The sequence below is a fragment of the Arthrobacter sp. V1I9 genome, assembly GCF_030817075.1.
Lineage (GTDB): Bacteria > Actinomycetota > Actinomycetes > Actinomycetales > Micrococcaceae > Arthrobacter.
The window spans coordinates 2,581,871-2,597,263 of record NZ_JAUSYU010000001.1 but is presented as its reverse complement, the minus strand read 5'-3'; the positions used below and the strand labels follow the sequence as shown (position 1 = coordinate 2,597,263).

Annotated in this window: 13 protein-coding genes and 1 pseudogene; 9 read left to right on the top strand and 5 right to left on the bottom strand. The window is 65.9% G+C overall.

The genetic code is table 11. From position 1 onward, the window contains the following. Positions 1 to 10 precede the first annotated feature (10 nt). Together purE and QFZ70_RS12195 are read right to left on the bottom strand one after the other, a co-directional pair. Positions 11 to 595 (bottom strand): 5-(carboxyamino)imidazole ribonucleotide mutase, encoded by a 585-nt coding sequence (gene purE, locus QFZ70_RS12200; RefSeq protein ID WP_307095917.1) that lies wholly within the window; start codon positions 593 to 595, stop codon positions 11 to 13. Further along, positions 592 to 1,788 carry a 5-(carboxyamino)imidazole ribonucleotide synthase gene (locus QFZ70_RS12195; RefSeq protein ID WP_307095915.1) on the bottom strand — a complete coding sequence of 399 codons (1,197 nt, stop codon included), beginning with the start codon at positions 1,786 to 1,788 and terminating at the stop codon, positions 592 to 594. Before QFZ70_RS12195 ends, purE begins: the two co-directional genes overlap by 4 nt. 173 nt (positions 1,789 to 1,961) lie before the next feature. Between QFZ70_RS12195 and QFZ70_RS12190 the strand changes: the two genes are divergently transcribed. Next, complete coding sequence (locus QFZ70_RS12190) at positions 1,962 to 2,534, top strand: GtrA family protein (RefSeq protein ID WP_307095913.1); 573 nt, start codon at positions 1,962 to 1,964, stop codon at positions 2,532 to 2,534. A 24-nt stretch (positions 2,535 to 2,558) separates the two neighbouring features. On the opposite strand, the gene QFZ70_RS12185 is transcribed toward QFZ70_RS12190, so the two are convergent. Further along, positions 2,559 to 3,257: a TIGR03089 family protein gene (locus tag QFZ70_RS12185; protein ID WP_307095911.1), complete on the bottom strand. Its 699-nt coding sequence runs from the start codon at positions 3,255 to 3,257 to the stop codon at positions 2,559 to 2,561. Between the two features lie 369 nt (positions 3,258 to 3,626). On the opposite strand from QFZ70_RS12185, the gene QFZ70_RS12180 reads away from it, so the two are divergent. Genes QFZ70_RS12180 through QFZ70_RS12170 form a run of 3 tightly spaced genes read left to right on the top strand, consistent with a single transcriptional unit; the run spans position 3,627 to position 9,155 of the window. Then, a complete protein-coding gene (locus QFZ70_RS12180) occupies positions 3,627 to 4,154 on the top strand; it encodes a WhiB family transcriptional regulator (protein WP_307095910.1) in 528 nt (175 codons plus the stop codon). 29 nt (positions 4,155 to 4,183) lie between these two features. After that, complete coding sequence (locus tag QFZ70_RS12175; protein ID WP_373461585.1) at positions 4,184 to 7,498, top strand: glycosyltransferase family 2 protein; 3,315 nt, start codon at positions 4,184 to 4,186, stop codon at positions 7,496 to 7,498. Continuing rightward, positions 7,491 to 9,155, top strand: coding sequence for a DUF5719 family protein (locus QFZ70_RS12170; RefSeq protein WP_307095908.1), 1,665 nt, complete (start codon positions 7,491 to 7,493; stop codon positions 9,153 to 9,155). Before QFZ70_RS12175 ends, QFZ70_RS12170 begins: the two co-directional genes overlap by 8 nt. Before the next feature lie 42 nt (positions 9,156 to 9,197). Here the strand turns inward: QFZ70_RS12170 and QFZ70_RS12165 are convergent, their stop codons facing one another. Further along, a complete protein-coding gene (locus QFZ70_RS12165) occupies positions 9,198 to 9,710 on the bottom strand; it encodes a metallopeptidase family protein (RefSeq protein ID WP_307095906.1) in 513 nt (170 codons plus the stop codon). 118 nt (positions 9,711 to 9,828) lie between these two features. On the opposite strand from QFZ70_RS12165, the gene QFZ70_RS12160 reads away from it, so the two are divergent. From QFZ70_RS12160 to QFZ70_RS12145, 4 genes are all read left to right on the top strand, one after another. Beyond that, entirely contained in the window at positions 9,829 to 10,218 is a 390-nt protein-coding gene (locus tag QFZ70_RS12160; protein ID WP_307095904.1) for a DUF3499 domain-containing protein, read from the top strand. Between the two features lie 76 nt (positions 10,219 to 10,294). Next, entirely contained in the window at positions 10,295 to 10,546 is a 252-nt protein-coding gene (locus tag QFZ70_RS12155) for a Trm112 family protein (protein ID WP_307095902.1), read from the top strand. A 106-nt stretch (positions 10,547 to 10,652) separates the two neighbouring features. Then, on the top strand, positions 10,653 to 12,131 hold the full coding sequence (gene ahcY / locus QFZ70_RS12150) for an adenosylhomocysteinase (protein WP_307095900.1): 1,479 nt from the start codon (positions 10,653 to 10,655) through the stop codon (positions 12,129 to 12,131). A gap of 63 nt (positions 12,132 to 12,194) precedes the next feature. Further along, positions 12,195 to 13,433: an Ig-like domain-containing protein gene (locus QFZ70_RS12145; RefSeq protein WP_307095899.1), complete on the top strand. Its 1,239-nt coding sequence runs from the start codon at positions 12,195 to 12,197 to the stop codon at positions 13,431 to 13,433. 3 nt (positions 13,434 to 13,436) lie between these two features. Here QFZ70_RS12145 and QFZ70_RS12140 read toward each other — a convergent pair whose 3' ends face one another. After that, the gene (locus QFZ70_RS12140) at positions 13,437 to 14,237 is read right to left on the bottom strand and encodes an RDD family protein (protein ID WP_307095897.1); all 801 of its coding nucleotides are present in this window, start codon (positions 14,235 to 14,237) and stop codon (positions 13,437 to 13,439) included. A 65-nt stretch (positions 14,238 to 14,302) separates the two neighbouring features. Between QFZ70_RS12140 and QFZ70_RS12135 the strand changes: the two are divergent. Then, positions 14,303 to 15,297: pseudogene (locus QFZ70_RS12135) on the top strand (stage II sporulation protein M). Positions 15,298 to 15,393: the final 96 nt, after the last annotated feature.

Below are 15,393 nucleotides of genomic sequence, written 5' to 3'. Positions count from 1 at the left end.
GGCCGCCTTCCTAACGGCTGCCCCGGAGCGGGCCGTTGCCTTCGGCGAAGACCTCACTGACCTTTTGCCGCAGGTTTGCCCCCTTGCGGGAGGCTACGGCATTCAGGTCCGCGGCGAACTCAAGGAGGTCGGCGCGCAGCGATGCTGCAAGCTCATCCGTGCCTGCTGCAAGCATCCGTACCGCCAGGAGTCCGGCGTTGCGCGCTCCCGCGATCGAAACGGTGGCCACGGGGACACCGGCAGGCATCTGCACGATGGAGAGCAGGGAGTCCATGCCGTCCAGGGTCTTCAGCGGGACCGGAACCCCAATCACAGGAAGCGGAGTGACGCTGGCGAGCATCCCCGGCAGGTGTGCGGCGCCGCCGGCACCGGCGATGATTACCCTCAGCCCGCGCTCGTGGGCTGTTTGGCCATAGCGGATCATTTCGATGGGCATCCGGTGGGCGGACACAACGTCGGCTTCGAAGGCGATGCCAAACTCTGCAAGGGCGTCAGCCGCGGCTTCCATGACCGGCCAGTCTGAATCCGAACCCATCACCAGGCCTACCAGCGGGTTGCCGGCGGAACCGGCGGCATGGGTGGCTTCGGCGTTCATGCTTTCTCCTCAAAAATTGCCTGCGGTTCTTCGGCGGGTACCCGCCCGTCCCGGATGATGCCCGCCACGGTTCCTGCACGGCGTCGGACGTCGTCAACCTCTGCAGTGGATGACCCCACCAGGTTTACATGGCCAATCTTCCGGCCCGGCCGTACCGACTTGCCGTAGCAGTGCACTTTGGCAGCCGGCTCGCTGGCCAGCGCCAGGGGGAAGGCGGAAAACAGGTCCTGGTTGTCGCCGCCCAGGAAGTTCTTCATCACCACTACCGGAGCCAGAACATCAGTGGCGCCGAGCGGGAGGTTCAGGACCGCCCGAAGGTGCTGTTCAAACTGGCTGGTGACCGACCCGTCCTGCGTCCAGTGGCCGGTGTTGTGGGGGCGCATGGCCAGTTCGTTAATGAGGAACCCTGCGCCGGTACCCGGGGTTTCGAAGAGCTCCACGGCGAGGACCCCTGTCACTCCCAGTTCATGGGCTATACGCAAAGCGGCGTCCTCGGCTGCGGCCGCAACTTCCACCGGAATGTCCAGGGCGGGGGCAATGACCTCATCACACACCCCGTCCACCTGGATGGTGTGTACCACGGGCCAGGCCCGGGCTTCGCCGTCCGGCGTCCGTGCGACCAGGGCGGAAAGTTCGCGGGTGAATTCGACTTTTGCCTCTGCCAGGAGGGGGCTCATGGCCTCAAACCATTCGAAGGTGTCGGCGGCCTCCTCCGCAGAGGAGATGATCCGTACGCCCTTGCCGTCGTAACCGCCGCGGGGCGTTTTCAAAACCACAGGCCATCCGGTGTCCTCGCCGAAGCTGACGAGTGCGGCCACGTCCGCCACCGACGCCCACACCGGGTTGGGAAGCTCCAGCCGGTCGATTGCGGCCCGCATCACCAGCTTGTCCTGCGCATGCACGAGGGCGTCGGGGCCGGGCTGGACGTTGACGCCGGCTTCCTGCAGCGCCCGGAGATGTGCCGTGGGGACATGCTCGTGGTCAAAGGTCATGACGTCAAGGCCCTTGGAAAACTCCAAAAGAGTCTGCAGGTCCTTGTAGTCGCCCACCGGAGAGGAGGCCACTGCCGGGACGGCGGAAACGTCCTCGCCCTCGGCCAGGACACGGAGTTCAAAGCCGAGTGCAGTCGCGGCTGGGGCCATCATTCGCGCGAGCTGGCCGCCGCCAACCACACCTATTACTGGAAAAGTCACATGGGCCAGCCTACCGAAGACCGCCCGGTATCCCGCTTTTGGGACGCGGCGGGGGAGGAGTTTTCCCACTGCCGGCCCCCTCCTGCCGAGCCTTAGGGGGCTGCCCCTCAGCTTCGGGGGCTAAAATAGGCCTCTGGCCGAGTGGCCCATAGTTCCAACGGCCATGGAGGGTCATGTTTAACACACTTGCAGATCGCGTCCGGGGGCTCGCCTCGCTTTTCTGGCGTGAGGTAGCCAAGTTTGGGGCCGTGGGCGGTGTGGCATTCGTCATCGACAACGGCCTTACTTATTACCTTATGCACGGTCCAATGACGGACAGCGAGGCCAAGGCCCGCTTTGTCGGCGCTTCGGTGGCCACCATCTTTTCCTGGATTGCCAACCGCCTCTGGACCTTCCGGCACCGCCGCCAGGACAACGTACTCCGCGAATTCCTGATGTTCATCCTGATCAACGGAATCGGAATCGGCATCTCCACCGGCTTCACTGCCCTCGCAAAGTACGGGCTTGGCATCACCGACAAGAACATGCTCTTCTTCGCGGGAGTGGCAGGCATCCTGGTAGCCACGGTGGTCCGGTTCTTCGCCTACCGGTTCCTGGTGTTCAACAAGGAACTGGACCAGGACCCCGAGTTCTCGCACGACCACGAGCTCATTGAACTCCACCACCATGCCAAGGACACCGGTGTCGGCACGGGTCTGGCAGAGCGTGAGCCCTTTACGGAAGACCCCGCCCAGCCCACAAAGTAAGGGCAAAGCGGCAAGGGCAGCCCCTCAGCTGCCGTGGATCCGTTCGGCGGCGAGCAGCTTCTCCGTGGGCTCAACATCGGGGTGCGTCATCACCACTGAGCCCCCGAGCCGCCATGCGCCCAGCGCATTGGCCAACGCCGCCTCCAGTCCGTCCTTTCCCGGTATGTGCAGCCGAACGGCCTCTTCGTGGGGCACTGCGAAGGCGTCAAGCAGGTCCTGGTGGGAGTGCCGGCGGCCGTCGTGCGCAACGATTGCGCAGGACGAGGGGTCGGCCTCGGTGTGCTGCATAAATACATCTCCGTGGGAGCGCACTTCCGCCGCGTAATCCAGGCAACCGGCCGGCAGTTCGCCGGCCCAGCGCATGGCGAGGGCCGGCAGCGCAACGGCTATGACGGCGTCGTACTTACCTGCAGCCGGCTCCGGCCGGGCCGTGGCCAGGAAGTCCGCTTCACCGCCGTTCAGGACTGTCTCAAGGCCAAGCTGCCAGGCGGCCAGCGCCCAGACCAGTCCTTTCCAGTGCGCGGGCAGGTCCAGCGCCAGCCGCATACCGGGTTCGGCATCCAGTTCGTCCTGAAGGAGGTTGCTGGTTTTAGCCACCCAGTTGTCCAGCACCTTTCCGGACAGCTCCACGCGCTCCGAATCCGGTCCATACCAGGTGAGGCGGGGGGCTGTGGAGTTGCCTGAACGAAGGCTGGTCATCAAATCGATTGCCGGGGTAGTCATGGCTCAATCCTGCCATTGCCGAGGGGCGCGGTCACTGGGCCGGGCAGTGGTTTGAAGAGGACCATCGGTGTGACCTTCGTCGCAGAAAAAGAGGTGCAATCTTCCGCGCTGTGCCCTTCGGGCCGCTAAAGTCCTGTGTTTTGGAAGCTGACACCCTGCATAAGCAGTCCGTCGATGGGTAACTGGGGCAAAAGTCCGGGCGTGGCGTGCACCATTTTGAGGGCCCTTGGTGATTATTATCCGGGCAGCGGCTTGACTCACCCTAGTTACACGCGTGTAATTAGATAACTAAAGGCACCTGCGTAAATACCGGCACACAACCGAGTGTCCACGTATCCAGGCAGAAGCTGCAACATCAGGAGGGGCGCCGTGGGGCAAGCAGAGCGTATCCAGGAAGATGCCGTCGTGGCCGGCCAGGCAACGGCAAGATACCGTGCACGGGGGGTACCCAGCGATTGGTACGTCGACCCGGCCGATCCTGACGCTGCGGAGCGGTACAACACCAACAAGGACTTCCTGCAGGACCAGGCAACAGCTTTCCTTGCTGCGCACGAAGCACTGCTGGACGGCGGGCAGGACCCCGAAGACGAGCTCGATCCGCCCATGGAGCTGGCGGCCGGAACAGCACAGCCTGTTTGGATCGGACTGCCCTTCCAGCAGGACTTTGATGATGAAGGCGAGCTCGGCTGGCAGACGGATGCGCTGTGCGCCCAGACCGATCCCGAGGCGTTCTTCCCCGAAAAGGGCGGCTCCACCCGTGACGCCAAGAAGGTCTGTGGTGCCTGCAACGTGCGGTCCCAGTGCCTTGAATACGCCCTGGCAAATGACGAGCGGTTCGGCATCTGGGGAGGCCTTTCCGAGCGTGAGCGCCGGCGGCTAAGGAAGCGAGCAATCTAATTCATCAGGATGTTCACGTCACTGCCGTTGTGGTCGCCCACAACGGCAGTGCCTATCTCCCCAAAACCCTGGCAGCTTTGGCGGACCAGACTCGGCCGGCGGATTTCGTCATCGGCGTTGACACCGGGTCCCGCGATGATTCCAAGGCCCTCCTTGAGCAGTCCCTGGGCGGGGCGCAGGTAGTAAGCCACCGCGGAAAGAGCGGCATGGGCGCTGCGGTCAGCGCCGGCCTTGCCGAACTCGCCCCGTGGCGGGGAGACCACGGCAACGGCAGTTCAAGGTGGATCTGGCTGCTTCACGATGACGCCGCGCCGGCTCCTGAGGCCCTGGCGGAACTTCTCCTCGCGGTCGAACGCGCGCCCTCCGTAACAGTTGCCGGCTGCAAGCAGCTGGACTGGCACGCCGGACGCAAGCTGGTGGACGTTGGCCTTTCCACCAGCCGCTGGGCCGAGCGGTTGACGCTCATTGACGCTGACGAACTCGATCAGGGGCAATACGACGGCCGCAGTGACACTTTTGCCGTGAATTCCGCCGGCATGCTGGTCCGCCGGGACGTCTGGGAACACCTTGGCGGCTTCGATCCCGCCCTTCCCGGCAGCGGGGATGACGTGGACTTCTGCTGGCGCAACCGCCTGGCGGGACACCGTGTGGTGGTTGTCCCCGCGGCGAGGATGTTCCACGTAGCCCACCGCCCCCATGCATCGGGCAACGCCGCCGCGGCCCGAAAAGCGCAAGTCCACTTGCGGCTGAAGCACGCACCACCGTGGATGGTTCCCGTCCATGGCGCGGCAGCCCTTCTCGGCAGCATTTTCAAACTGGTGTTGAGCATCGCCGTGAAGGATCCCGGGCACGGCATCACACAGCTGGCAGCAACGTTTGCAGCGCTGGGACGCCCCCGGGCCGTTATGAGGGCAAGGGCGAACGCCAGGAAGACACGCCGGATCCGCCGGTCCGTCATCCGGAAACTTCAGACTCCCCGCCGTGAGGTATGGAGCCACCGGCGCTCCCTCATGGAGGCCCTGGGTTCAGACGGCAGCGCCGGGGACCACCTCGAACAGGACCCGTTGGCCAACCAGCCCACCGGCGACGCAGCCGATGACTTCGCGGCGCTTGCCACCAGCAAGCGCGGCTGGGTGGGCAACGGTGCCCTGGCCGCCGTCATCATTGCGTCTGTTACCTCCCTGCTGGGCTTGGCCGGACTTTTTGGTGCCCCCGCAGTGTCCGGCGGCGCACTCATCCCGGTCGCAACCGGCCTGGGCGACATCTGGCACCATGCGTCCAGCTGGTGGATCTCGCTGGGTGCCGGGCTTCCCGGCCGCGGTGATCCCTTCGGATATGTCCTCTGGATCCTGGGTGTGCTGGGCGGCGGTGACGCCAATGCCGCCATGGCCTGGCTCCTGCTGCTCGGTACGCCACTCTCCGGCCTTACCGCCTGGTTCGCCGCGGGCGGCCTCACCGTACGCCGCCGCCTCCGCCTGGCTGCAGCACTTTTCTGGGCCGCTGCCCCAGCCCTCCAGGTAGCCCTCAACCAAGGCCGGGCCGGATCCCTTATTGCGCACATCATGATTCCGCTGCTGGCCCTTGCCCTGTTGCGGGCAACCGGCTCCGCAGTGGGACAAGGACGCTTCCAGCTGCCGGCCCCCGGTGACCGCCGGTTCACCGACAGGCCACCGGCCAAACCCGGGATCAACGGAATGCCCTCCTGGACGGCTGCGGCGGCGGCCGGCCTGGCGCTGGCTGTTGTAACCGCGTCCGCGCCGTCCCTGCTGGTACCTGCCACGGTGGTGATAGTTCTCTGCGGGCTCCTGCTCGGGAGCCGCGGGCGGACGGTGTGGTGGGCACTGCTGCCCACCGCGGCCCTTTTTATCCCGTTCGGCCTCTCAGCCCTGGACAGGCCCCGGGCCCTGCTGGCTGATCCCGGCGTGCCGCTGGGCTTCGACGCCGCTCCTCTGTGGCAGCAACTGCTCGGCCAGCCGCTGGAATTCGGCGCCAACAGCGGGCTGGCGGGATTGCCGTACTTCGCCGACAGTACTGTGCCGTGGGCCCTGTTGTTGGCCCTCCTCATTGCCGTCCCCGTTCTGCTCCTGGCCGTGGCCGCCGTTAGCCTGCCCGGCAACCGGGCCGGGATTGCCAGGTCCCTGTGGGTCGTTGCCACTATTGCGCTGGCCGGAGGCTGGCTTGCAGGGCACGTCGCCACCAGCATGAATGCCCACACCATGGTTGCGCCCTTCTCAGGACCCGCGGTTTCTGCAGCAGCGTTCGCCCTGCTGGGTGCCGGGATACTGGGAGCAGAACGTCTGCTGGACATGGCGGACCGGGATGCGGGCACTGACAAACACAAGAGGGCACTGCAGTCAGCGGCCGCGTGCGGCATGGTGCTCCTGCTGGTGGGACCGCTGGCAGGAATGGCTGCCTGGTCGGCGCAGAACATCCTCCGTCCATCAGTTGTTACCGCCCATAAGCCCACCGCTCTGGGCACGCCCAGGCTCGTCGAGGCAGCCGGCGCGCGCACCCTCCCGGCCACGGCCATCGATCGCGGGACCGGGCCCGAACAGACGCGTACACTCCTGATCAGCACCGGCGAGAACGGCACGTATGACGCTTCCCTCATGAGGGGCGCGGGCACAACACTGGACAGCCTTTCCGCCATCGCCTCGGTGCGGAATATCCTGGGCTCGCCGGGGTCAGAAACGGTGCGTGATGACGATGACGTCACCGGGGCGGTCCGCCGCGTGGTGGCAACCCTGGTGGCCGGCCAGGGCGTAGACCCCCGGAACGATCTTGAACAGCTCGGGGCCGGCTTTGTGGTTCTCCGGGCAGCAGACACCGCAGCCCAGCTAACTGCCAGCAGGATGGACGCGGTACCCGGACTTATTGCGGTGGGGCAGACCGACGTCGGCTGGCTGTGGCGCATCACCCCACTGAACCAGCCAGTCCTCCAGGCCGCAGACGTTGCCCACCGGGTGCGGGTTGTTGACGCAGACGGCTCCGCGATTGCGCTGGTCCCGTCAGGGTATGACGACGTCGACGCTGCCGTTCCCGAGGGGCCGGAGGGCCGCCTGGTGGTGCTCGCGGAACGGGCAGATCCCGGCTGGAGTGCATGGTTGGACGGCCGCCGGCTGACGTCGACTACTTCCGGATGGTCCCAGGCCTTCACCCTCCCGGCTTCGGCGGGCCACCTGACGGTACGGTACGAGAATCCGTGGGCCCTGTGGTCCGGCATCGCCCAGTTCACCGTCTTTGGGCTCACGGTAATGCTCGCCATCCCGATGCCTGCCCGGCGCCAGAGGACAGGTATTTCACGGGACGAAGGCTCGCTGCGTAAGGAACACCAGAATGCGTAACACTTCCACGTCCGCGGAAGCATCAGAGGCAGGCGGTTCCACCGCTGTCGAACCCCCGGAAAGCCCCGCGCCTGCCAAGCGCCCAGCTGCCCAAGGGCGGAAGGCGCTGCTCTCCGGCCTTGCGTCTGCCGCCGTCGTCATCGCCGGTGCGGGTGCCATGGTGGCAGCCGGGTCAGCCCTCCCGCAGCCCGTATCCAGCCGTGCCGTGCCCGCAGGGGAGTCGGCAGTTCCTGCCGGATCCAGCGTTGGGGTCTGCCCTGGGCCCGCCCGGCTGCTGGAAGGCACTGAAGCGGGCACTGACCCGCAATTCAGCCCGGAGTCCGAAACTGCCGCAAGCTCGGTAACCGGGGCAGTACTCAGCGCAGGAGGCGTGCTGCCGGCCAGCCGGCTGTCCGACCTCAGCGGAACGACCACCGTCGAGATCGCGAAGGAGCAGGCACGGTCCGGTGTCGCCGGAGGTCCCCAGGAGCTTCTCGCGGGAGTGGTTGCGGGCCGTTCCGTGGATCAGGTCAGCGTCCTCAGCGCCGATGCCCTGGCAAACCAGAAGGCCTCTGCGGCTGCCGCCATGAAGTTCACGGCAACGGACGGCGACCTGCAGGGGACTGCTGCGGCCAACTGCCTGCAGCCTGCCAACGATCAGTGGCTGGTGGGTGCCAGCACCACCGTGGGCCGTACGTCAGTGCTGGTGCTGACCAACGCGTCCACCACGCCGGCCACCGTCAGCCTCGAGCTTTTCGGGTCCGCGGGGCAGATCCAGGCACCCGGCAGCCGGGGGCTGCTGGTGGCGCCCGGCTCGTCTCGGCCGGTGGTGCTCGCCGGCCTGGCCCCGGGGGAGGGGCAGCTCAGCGTGCACGTGCGCAGCGCCGGCGGCCCTGTCGCAGCCTTCATCCAGCAGAGTGTCCTCCGCGGGCTCACCCCGGGCGGCGTGGACTTTATCGCGCCCGGAGCGGCTCCGGCCGTCCGGCAGGTGATGACCGGCGTTGATATCCAGGACCCCGGCCAGGTAGCTGCGGTCACCGGAAGGTCCGGTTACGAGGACGCCGGCCCCGCCCTGCAACTCACCGTCCCCGGCCCTTCAGACGCAGTGGTGGAGGTCAAGCTCTACGGGCGTGACGGCCAGAAGGCACTGCCCAACGGGGGAGTCATCACCGCCAAAGCGGGGACCGCCACGGAAATCCCGCTCGCCGGCGTCCCGGCAGGTCATTACACGGTGGTTGCATCATCCGATGTCACCTTCGTCGCCGCCACCCGGGTTACCCGGGGCCTCCAGGACAACAGGGCGGCCGACGTCGCCTGGGCGGCGTCGGGAGCGAGGCTCGGCAGCCAGCACGTGGTGCCCGTTCCACAGGGGGGCCAGCGGCACTTCGTTTTCGGTGCCCTCGACAGCCGGGCCACCATCACGTATTCCGCCATCACTGCCGACGGCAAGGTCCGGGCGGCCTCCACCGCCGACATCGCCGGCGGAACCACGGCGTCCATCGCCATTCCTGACAAGGCCGAGGATTCCGACGTCGTGGGCTACGTGGTGTCAGCCTCAGGCGATGCCGCCTACGGAGCCCTGCTGCTGCAGCAGGACGGGAGGGATGACGTCTCGTCACTGGCCTTCCTGTCCGCGGCGGCAGGACAGGAGACAGTGCCCGTTACCTTGAGTTACTGAATTAGAGGTGTCGGGTACTGGCCGCAGGCTGATGCAGCGGGATCAGTACCGGCGGCGGTACACGGGATCCAGGGTCTCCGGTGCAACACCCAGCATTTCAGCCGTGTGCTCCACCACCACGTCATGGACCAGGTCATGGAGTTCGTCCACGCTGCCGCACGCCTGTTCAACCACCCGCCGGTACACAGTAATCATCGGCCCGTCCTCGCCCGCCCCAGGGGTATAGGAACCCATGGGGGGAGTGGTGGCATTCGCCGCCAATTGCTCCAGGTCCGGCGGGATTTCATCTACGCCGAAACGGACGCCGTCGAGGGTTTTGCCCCAGATATCGTGCAGTCGTTGCGCGGAGTCCAGCACCATGTCATCGAAGCGGTCAGAACGCGTGCGGTAACCGGGATGGGTGGGGAGCATCACCTCGCCGCGAAGGCCGCGGCCGTGGCGGTTGCGGCGGCGCATCATAAAGCTCTTGCCCGGCGATGCGGTGCCCGGGTCCCTGCGGGCATCCGGGTCAGCCAACCGGACCGAAAAGCCTGATTCATGGTTCGATGACTGCATACATCGACTGTAAACCCGGGCGGGGATTTACGCGACACATGGGCTCCACCCGCCAAGGCGCGTCGACCCGGGCGGCAATACCGTGTTTTGCCGCCTGCACGGAGTAGTCTGTGATGTCGTGGGAGCTATCCGTCAGTGTTCAAGATCTGCGTGCCGCCAGTCAGCGGTAGCTACTCTTACGTACGTCTACGCGGATTCCACAGCGGTCCTTGGTCCGTTGGCCACGTACGCGGAGCCCCATTGTTACGATCTCTGCGAGCAGCACGCTGATTCCCTCACCGTCCCCCGTGGCTGGGAAGTTCTCCGCTTGGCCATGCCCTCCACGCCGCAGCAGCCGGGCCCGGACGACCTCCTGGCACTGGCCAATGCAGTCCGCGATGCTGCTGCCTTGCCCGCCCAGGCGGCGCCGCCGTCCGGAAAACGCGGCCCCCATTCGGCTCTCGAAGCACCAGCCGGAGCCGAAGGGACCCGAAGGGGCCACCTCCGCGTCCTGCGGGAACCGTCCTGAGGCGCATCTGGCGGTAGGCTGGAAGCTGCAATTTTGTCCGATACCGCGCCAGCGCGCCCGCCAGGGAGCATGAATAATGCCAAAGATCAGTCCTGAACTCCTGTCCGTCCTGCGTTGCCCCGTGACAGGGTCGTCCCTGGTGCAGGAAGGCGAGGAACTTGTTGCAGCCGTCGCGGGCGAAGCCGGAGTGAAGCCCCGCTACGCCATCGAGGACGGAATTCCCCTCCTCCTTCCGCCTGACCTGCTGGCAGCAGCGGCTGCGGCCGGGTCCGACCAGCACGATTCGGACCGGCAAGGTGCAGCCGCCGTCTCACCCCAGGCTGTTTAGCCCTTCATCCGCCAGCACAGACCACAGGCGCCCACGCTGCAGTTCCCGGACCGGGCGCCGGAAGCAGTACCCGGCCCTACCGCCGGACAAAGTAAAGGATTCATCCATGGCTTTTGATTACAAGGTTGCCGACATCTCGCTGGCCGAGGCCGGCCGGCACCAGATCCGCCTGGCAGAGCACGAAATGCCCGGCCTGATGTCCCTCCGCGAGGAATTCGGACCCACCCAGCCGCTGAAGGGTGCGCGGATCGCGGGATCGCTGCATATGACCGTGCAGACCGCGGTGCTGATTGAAACCCTCACCGCGCTGGGCGCCGAGGTCCGCTGGGCTTCCTGCAACATCTTCTCCACCCAGGATGAAGCCGCCGCTGCCGTGGTGGTGGGGAAGGGCACCGTAGAGGACCCGCAGGGTGTTCCGGTGTTCGCGTGGAAGGGCGAAACGCTCGAGGAATACTGGTGGACCGCCGAGCAGATCCTCACCTGGCCCGGTGCGGAGACCAACCCGGAGCTCGGCCCCAACATGATCCTTGACGACGGCGGCGACGCCACCATGCTGGTGCACAAGGGCGCCGAGTTCGAGGCAGTGGGCATCGTCCCGTCCGCCGACCCGACGGATTCCGAAGAGTACGGCATCTTCCTTGACGTCCTCCGCCGGTCCCTTGCAGCCGACCCGCACAAGTGGACCCGCACGGCCGCCACCATCAAGGGTGTCAGCGAAGAAACCACTACCGGTGTCCACCGCCTGTACCAGCTGGCTGAACAGGGCAAGCTGCTCTTCCCCGCGATCAATGTCAACGACTCCGTCACCAAGAGCAAGTTCGACAACAAGTATGGGATCCGGCACTCGCTTCCGGACGGAATCAACCGTGCCACCGACGTGCTGATGGGCGGCAAGGTCGCCGTCGTCTGCGGGTATGGTGACGTCGGCAAGGGTGCCGCGGAGGCACTGCGCGGCCAGGGTTCACGCGTGATCGTCACCGAAATCGACCCCATCTGCGCCCTTCAGGCGGCCATGGACGGTTACCAGGTGGCCAAGCTGGAGTCCGTCCTGGCCCAGGGCGATATCTTCATCACCACCACTGGCAACAAGGACGTCATCATGGCTGAGCACATGGCGGGCATGAAGAACAAGGCCATTGTGGGCAACATTGGCCACTTCGATAACGAGATCGACATGGCCGGACTCGCCAAAATCCCCGGCATCAAGAAGGTGGAAATCAAGCCGCAGGTCCACGAATGGGTTTTCGAGGCCGGCACCGGGGCTGAGCGTTCCATCATCGTCCTCTCCGAAGGCCGCCTGCTCAACCTTGGCAACGCCACGGGCCACCCGTCCTTCGTGATGAGCAACTCGTTCGCCAACCAGACCATCGCCCAGATCGAGCTGTGGACCAAGAAGGACCAGCCCGAGGGGGAGCGCGAGTACGAGAACCAGGTCTACGTCCTGCCTAAGGTCCTGGACGAAAAGGTGGCCCGCCTGCACCTGGATGCCCTGGGAGTGGAGCTGACCGAACTGAGCAAGGACCAGGCTGAGTACCTGGATCTGGACGTCGCAGGCCCGTACAAGCCCGAGCACTATCGTTACTAAGAAGTAGAGTGCCCGGGCGCCCAGAGTGCCCGGGCTGTTACTTTCTGCGCCTAGGATCAAAATATGGAGCCCGAAGTCCAATCCCGCCGGGCGGGTCGTGTGAAAAAAATACTTGTGGTGGTGGCTGTGTGCCTCCTCGCCGCTGTGGGCGGCGTGTTCGCTGCAGTGGCACCGGGCATGGCCCGCGAGGCCATCGAATCCGAGGCAGGGTCCGCGGCCAGGACCTCGCCCGGCATCGCTGTGCCCGTGATTGCCCCGGTCAAGCTCGACGCCGCCCCGGCCAACGGTGCCAAGCAGGTAAACCCGGCCGCCCCGGTGTCATTGAAGGTGGCCGACGGGACCATTGAACGCGTCACCCTCACCAGCACTTCCGGCGAGACGGTGGAGGGCAGCATCGACGCCGCGGGGACAGGCTGGACGGCTTCCGGCCCGCTGAAGTTCAACACTGACTACAGCTACACCTACGTGGTGAAGGATGGAGCCGGACGCGAGACCAGCACCACGCAGTCCTTCAGCACGGTTTCCAGTTCCCACGAGGCGGATGCAGCCATTTACCCGCTGGACGGCATGAAGGTGGGTGTCGGGCAGCCGCTGCAGGTGATCTTCAGTGAACCTGTGGTCAACCGTGAGGCCGTGGAAAAGGCCATTAAAATCACCAGCAGCGCCGGCCAGGCGGGCGCGTTCCATTGGCACAGCGACACCATGGTCCGATACCGGGCGGAAAACTTCTGGGCGGCAAACTCCACCATCACCATGGACATGCAGCTGTTCGGCGTGGACCTGGGCAACGGTCAGATCGCCAACTTCAACAAGAAGGTGAACGTCTCCATCGGCGACAAAAAGGTAGCGGTGGCGGACGCGGCAGCCCACACCTTCACCCTCCGCGTCAACGACCGGGTGGTCAAGACGCTGCCGGTGAGCATGGGGGACAAACGGTTCCCGTCCGCCCGCGGCTACGGCGTGCTGATGGAGAAGAAACGCTACGACCACTTCCGGGCCTCGAGCATCGGGCTGAAGCCCGGCGATCCGGCCTACTACGGGAACGTCGACGTGGAATACACCATCCGGCTCACCCTCAGCGGCGCCTACATCCACCAGGCCCTGCCGTCCGCCTTCCCTTTCATCGGCAACACCAACGTCTCACACGGCTGCATCGGATTCGCCCCCGACGGCGCTGCCTGGGTCTTTGACAACATGGGCACCGGAGACGTTGTCCAGATCGTCAATACTGAAGGCGACTACGCAGCCCACGACGACGGGTTCGGCGACTGGAACATCCCGTGGAGCGAATACGCCAACTAGCGCTCAGCTGCCGAAAGGCAGCCGGTGCAGCCGCTCACCGGTCTCAGCGCTCCGGCGTCGTGCCTGGGACAACCGGGCGAGCTCCCTGTTCCGCCGCTCCGCCACGACGGCGGCCAGGTAGTCATCGGGGCTGGTCCCGGCAGGCGGCGGCGGGGCCACGTGGGCGGAGAGCTCAGTTGCGATCGACGCCGCCATGCCTGCCCTGGACAGTGGCGCCATCCGGCCGGCCTGGCGGATGAACTGGGATGCCCGGCGCGCCGTCGCATCCGGAATCCGGCCGATATCCGCCGCCGATGCCCAGGACCGGAGCCGGGCCGGAACAAGCACCGGCGGATATTCTTCAACCGGGACACGGCTGCGGATGGCGTAGGTCCCCGCCATCAGGTCGCCCAGCCGGCGCGACCTGTCATTGAACAGGGCCACAGCGATGGCCAGCCCACCGAAGGTCAGGTAAATCTCGAGAAAACCGGTCAGCCCGCGGATGAGTGCGTGGCGGAACCGGATGGCGCCGCCGTCCTCCCGCACAACCCGGAGGCCTGCTGCGAGCTTGCCCAGCGAGAGCCCGCGGCTCAGGGTCTCCACCGCCACTGGCACAATCACCAGGCAGAAAACCACGCTGGCCACCACGAGGGCCCGCATCGCCGCGTCGTCGAGGTCTTCACCCGCGGCCGCCAGTCCAAACAGGATCACCACCAGCAAAATGATGCTCAAGGCCATGTCCAAAAGCAGGCCCAGCGCGCGGGCTGCAAAGGATGCGGGGCGCAGTTCCAGGACCACGGCCTCGCCGGTGATTATCGAACTCACACTGTTCCTGTTCCTCGCGGCTGATGGGACGCTCATAGTCTATGGCGGGCCGCTAGGCTGGTGCCGTGGATATGGACGCGTTCTCCGCCGTCAACGCGGACAAGTGGTCCCGGCTGCACGAGCTTGCCTACAAAGGCAGGCTCAGCGGGCCGGAAGCAGATGAACTGCTGACGCTGTACCAGTCCACGTCCTCCCACCTTTCCCTTATCCGGTCGCTGGCGCCGGAGAGCGGCCTGTCCGCCTCCCTGTCCGCGACGCTTGCCCAGGCCCGGACCCGTTTCACCGGTGCGAGGTCCAACGTGATGGAGGACCTGGCGCGGTTTTTTGTGGTGGCCCTTCCTGCCGCCTTCTACCGGCTCACCTGGCTCACCCTGGCCTGCGGGGCGGTCTTTGTCCTCATCGGGGCGGCCTACGCTCTCTGGATCGGCACGTCCCCTGAGGCTCTGCGCGCGGTGGCGTCCGAGGCGGCGGCCAGGCAGTACGTCGAGGAGGACTTCATCAACTATTACTCGGAGAACCCCGCGGCCTCCTTTGCCGGCGCCGTCTGGACCAACAACGCCTGGATCAGCGCGCAGGCCGTGGCCCTGGGGATCACGGGAGTGTGGGTACCGATGATCCTGTTCAGCAACGCCCAAGGAGTTGGTATAGCCGCCGGCATGTTCGCGGCCGCCGGAAAGTCCGACGTCTTCTACAGCTACATCCTGCCGCACGGCCTGATGGAACTCACCGCAGTGTTCATTGCCTGCGCTGCAGGACTCCGGATTTTCTGGGCGATGGTGTCGCCGGGCCCGCGCACCCGCGGCCGGGCCGTGGCCGAGGAGGGCAGGTCCCTGATCACGGTAGCCCTGGGACTGGTCCTGGTGCTGTTCGTCTCCGGCCTGGTGGAAGGGTTCGTCACCCCCAGTGGACTGCCGGTCTGGGCAAAGATCACCATCGGAGCCGCGGTGCTGGCCGCCTACTGGCTGTATGTCCTCGCCTGCGGACGGCCAGCCTACCTCGCGGGCGAACGCGCGGCGACCTGCGCCGCGAGGACGCGGGCTATTCGGAAATCGCTGCGTGAAGCGTTGCTCGAATCGTTGTAATCCCGCCGGGGTGGTTCCTCGCCCAGCCGGAAGCCCGGACGGTAGGCTCGTCAACAGATAAAGCGCGCCGGCGG

What these genes read in the sequence shown, in the direction of transcription:
- QFZ70_RS12190 (WP_307095913.1), top strand. Translation starts at nt 1,962, where the DNA reads ATGTTTAACACACTTGCAGATCGCGTCCGGGGGCTCGCCTCGCTTTTC.
- QFZ70_RS12145 (WP_307095899.1), top strand. Translation starts at nt 12,195, where the DNA reads ATGGAGCCCGAAGTCCAATCCCGCCGGGCGGGTCGTGTGAAAAAAATA.
- ahcY (WP_307095900.1), top strand. Translation starts at nt 10,653, where the DNA reads ATGGCTTTTGATTACAAGGTTGCCGACATCTCGCTGGCCGAGGCCGGC.
- QFZ70_RS12170 (WP_307095908.1), top strand. Translation starts at nt 7,491, where the DNA reads ATGCGTAACACTTCCACGTCCGCGGAAGCATCAGAGGCAGGCGGTTCC.
- QFZ70_RS12155 (WP_307095902.1), top strand. Translation starts at nt 10,295, where the DNA reads ATGCCAAAGATCAGTCCTGAACTCCTGTCCGTCCTGCGTTGCCCCGTG.
- purE (WP_307095917.1), bottom strand. Translation starts at nt 595, where the DNA reads ATGAACGCCGAAGCCACCCATGCCGCCGGTTCCGCCGGCAACCCGCTG.
- QFZ70_RS12185 (WP_307095911.1), bottom strand. Translation starts at nt 3,257, where the DNA reads ATGACTACCCCGGCAATCGATTTGATGACCAGCCTTCGTTCAGGCAAC.
- QFZ70_RS12165 (WP_307095906.1), bottom strand. Translation starts at nt 9,710, where the DNA reads ATGCAGTCATCGAACCATGAATCAGGCTTTTCGGTCCGGTTGGCTGAC.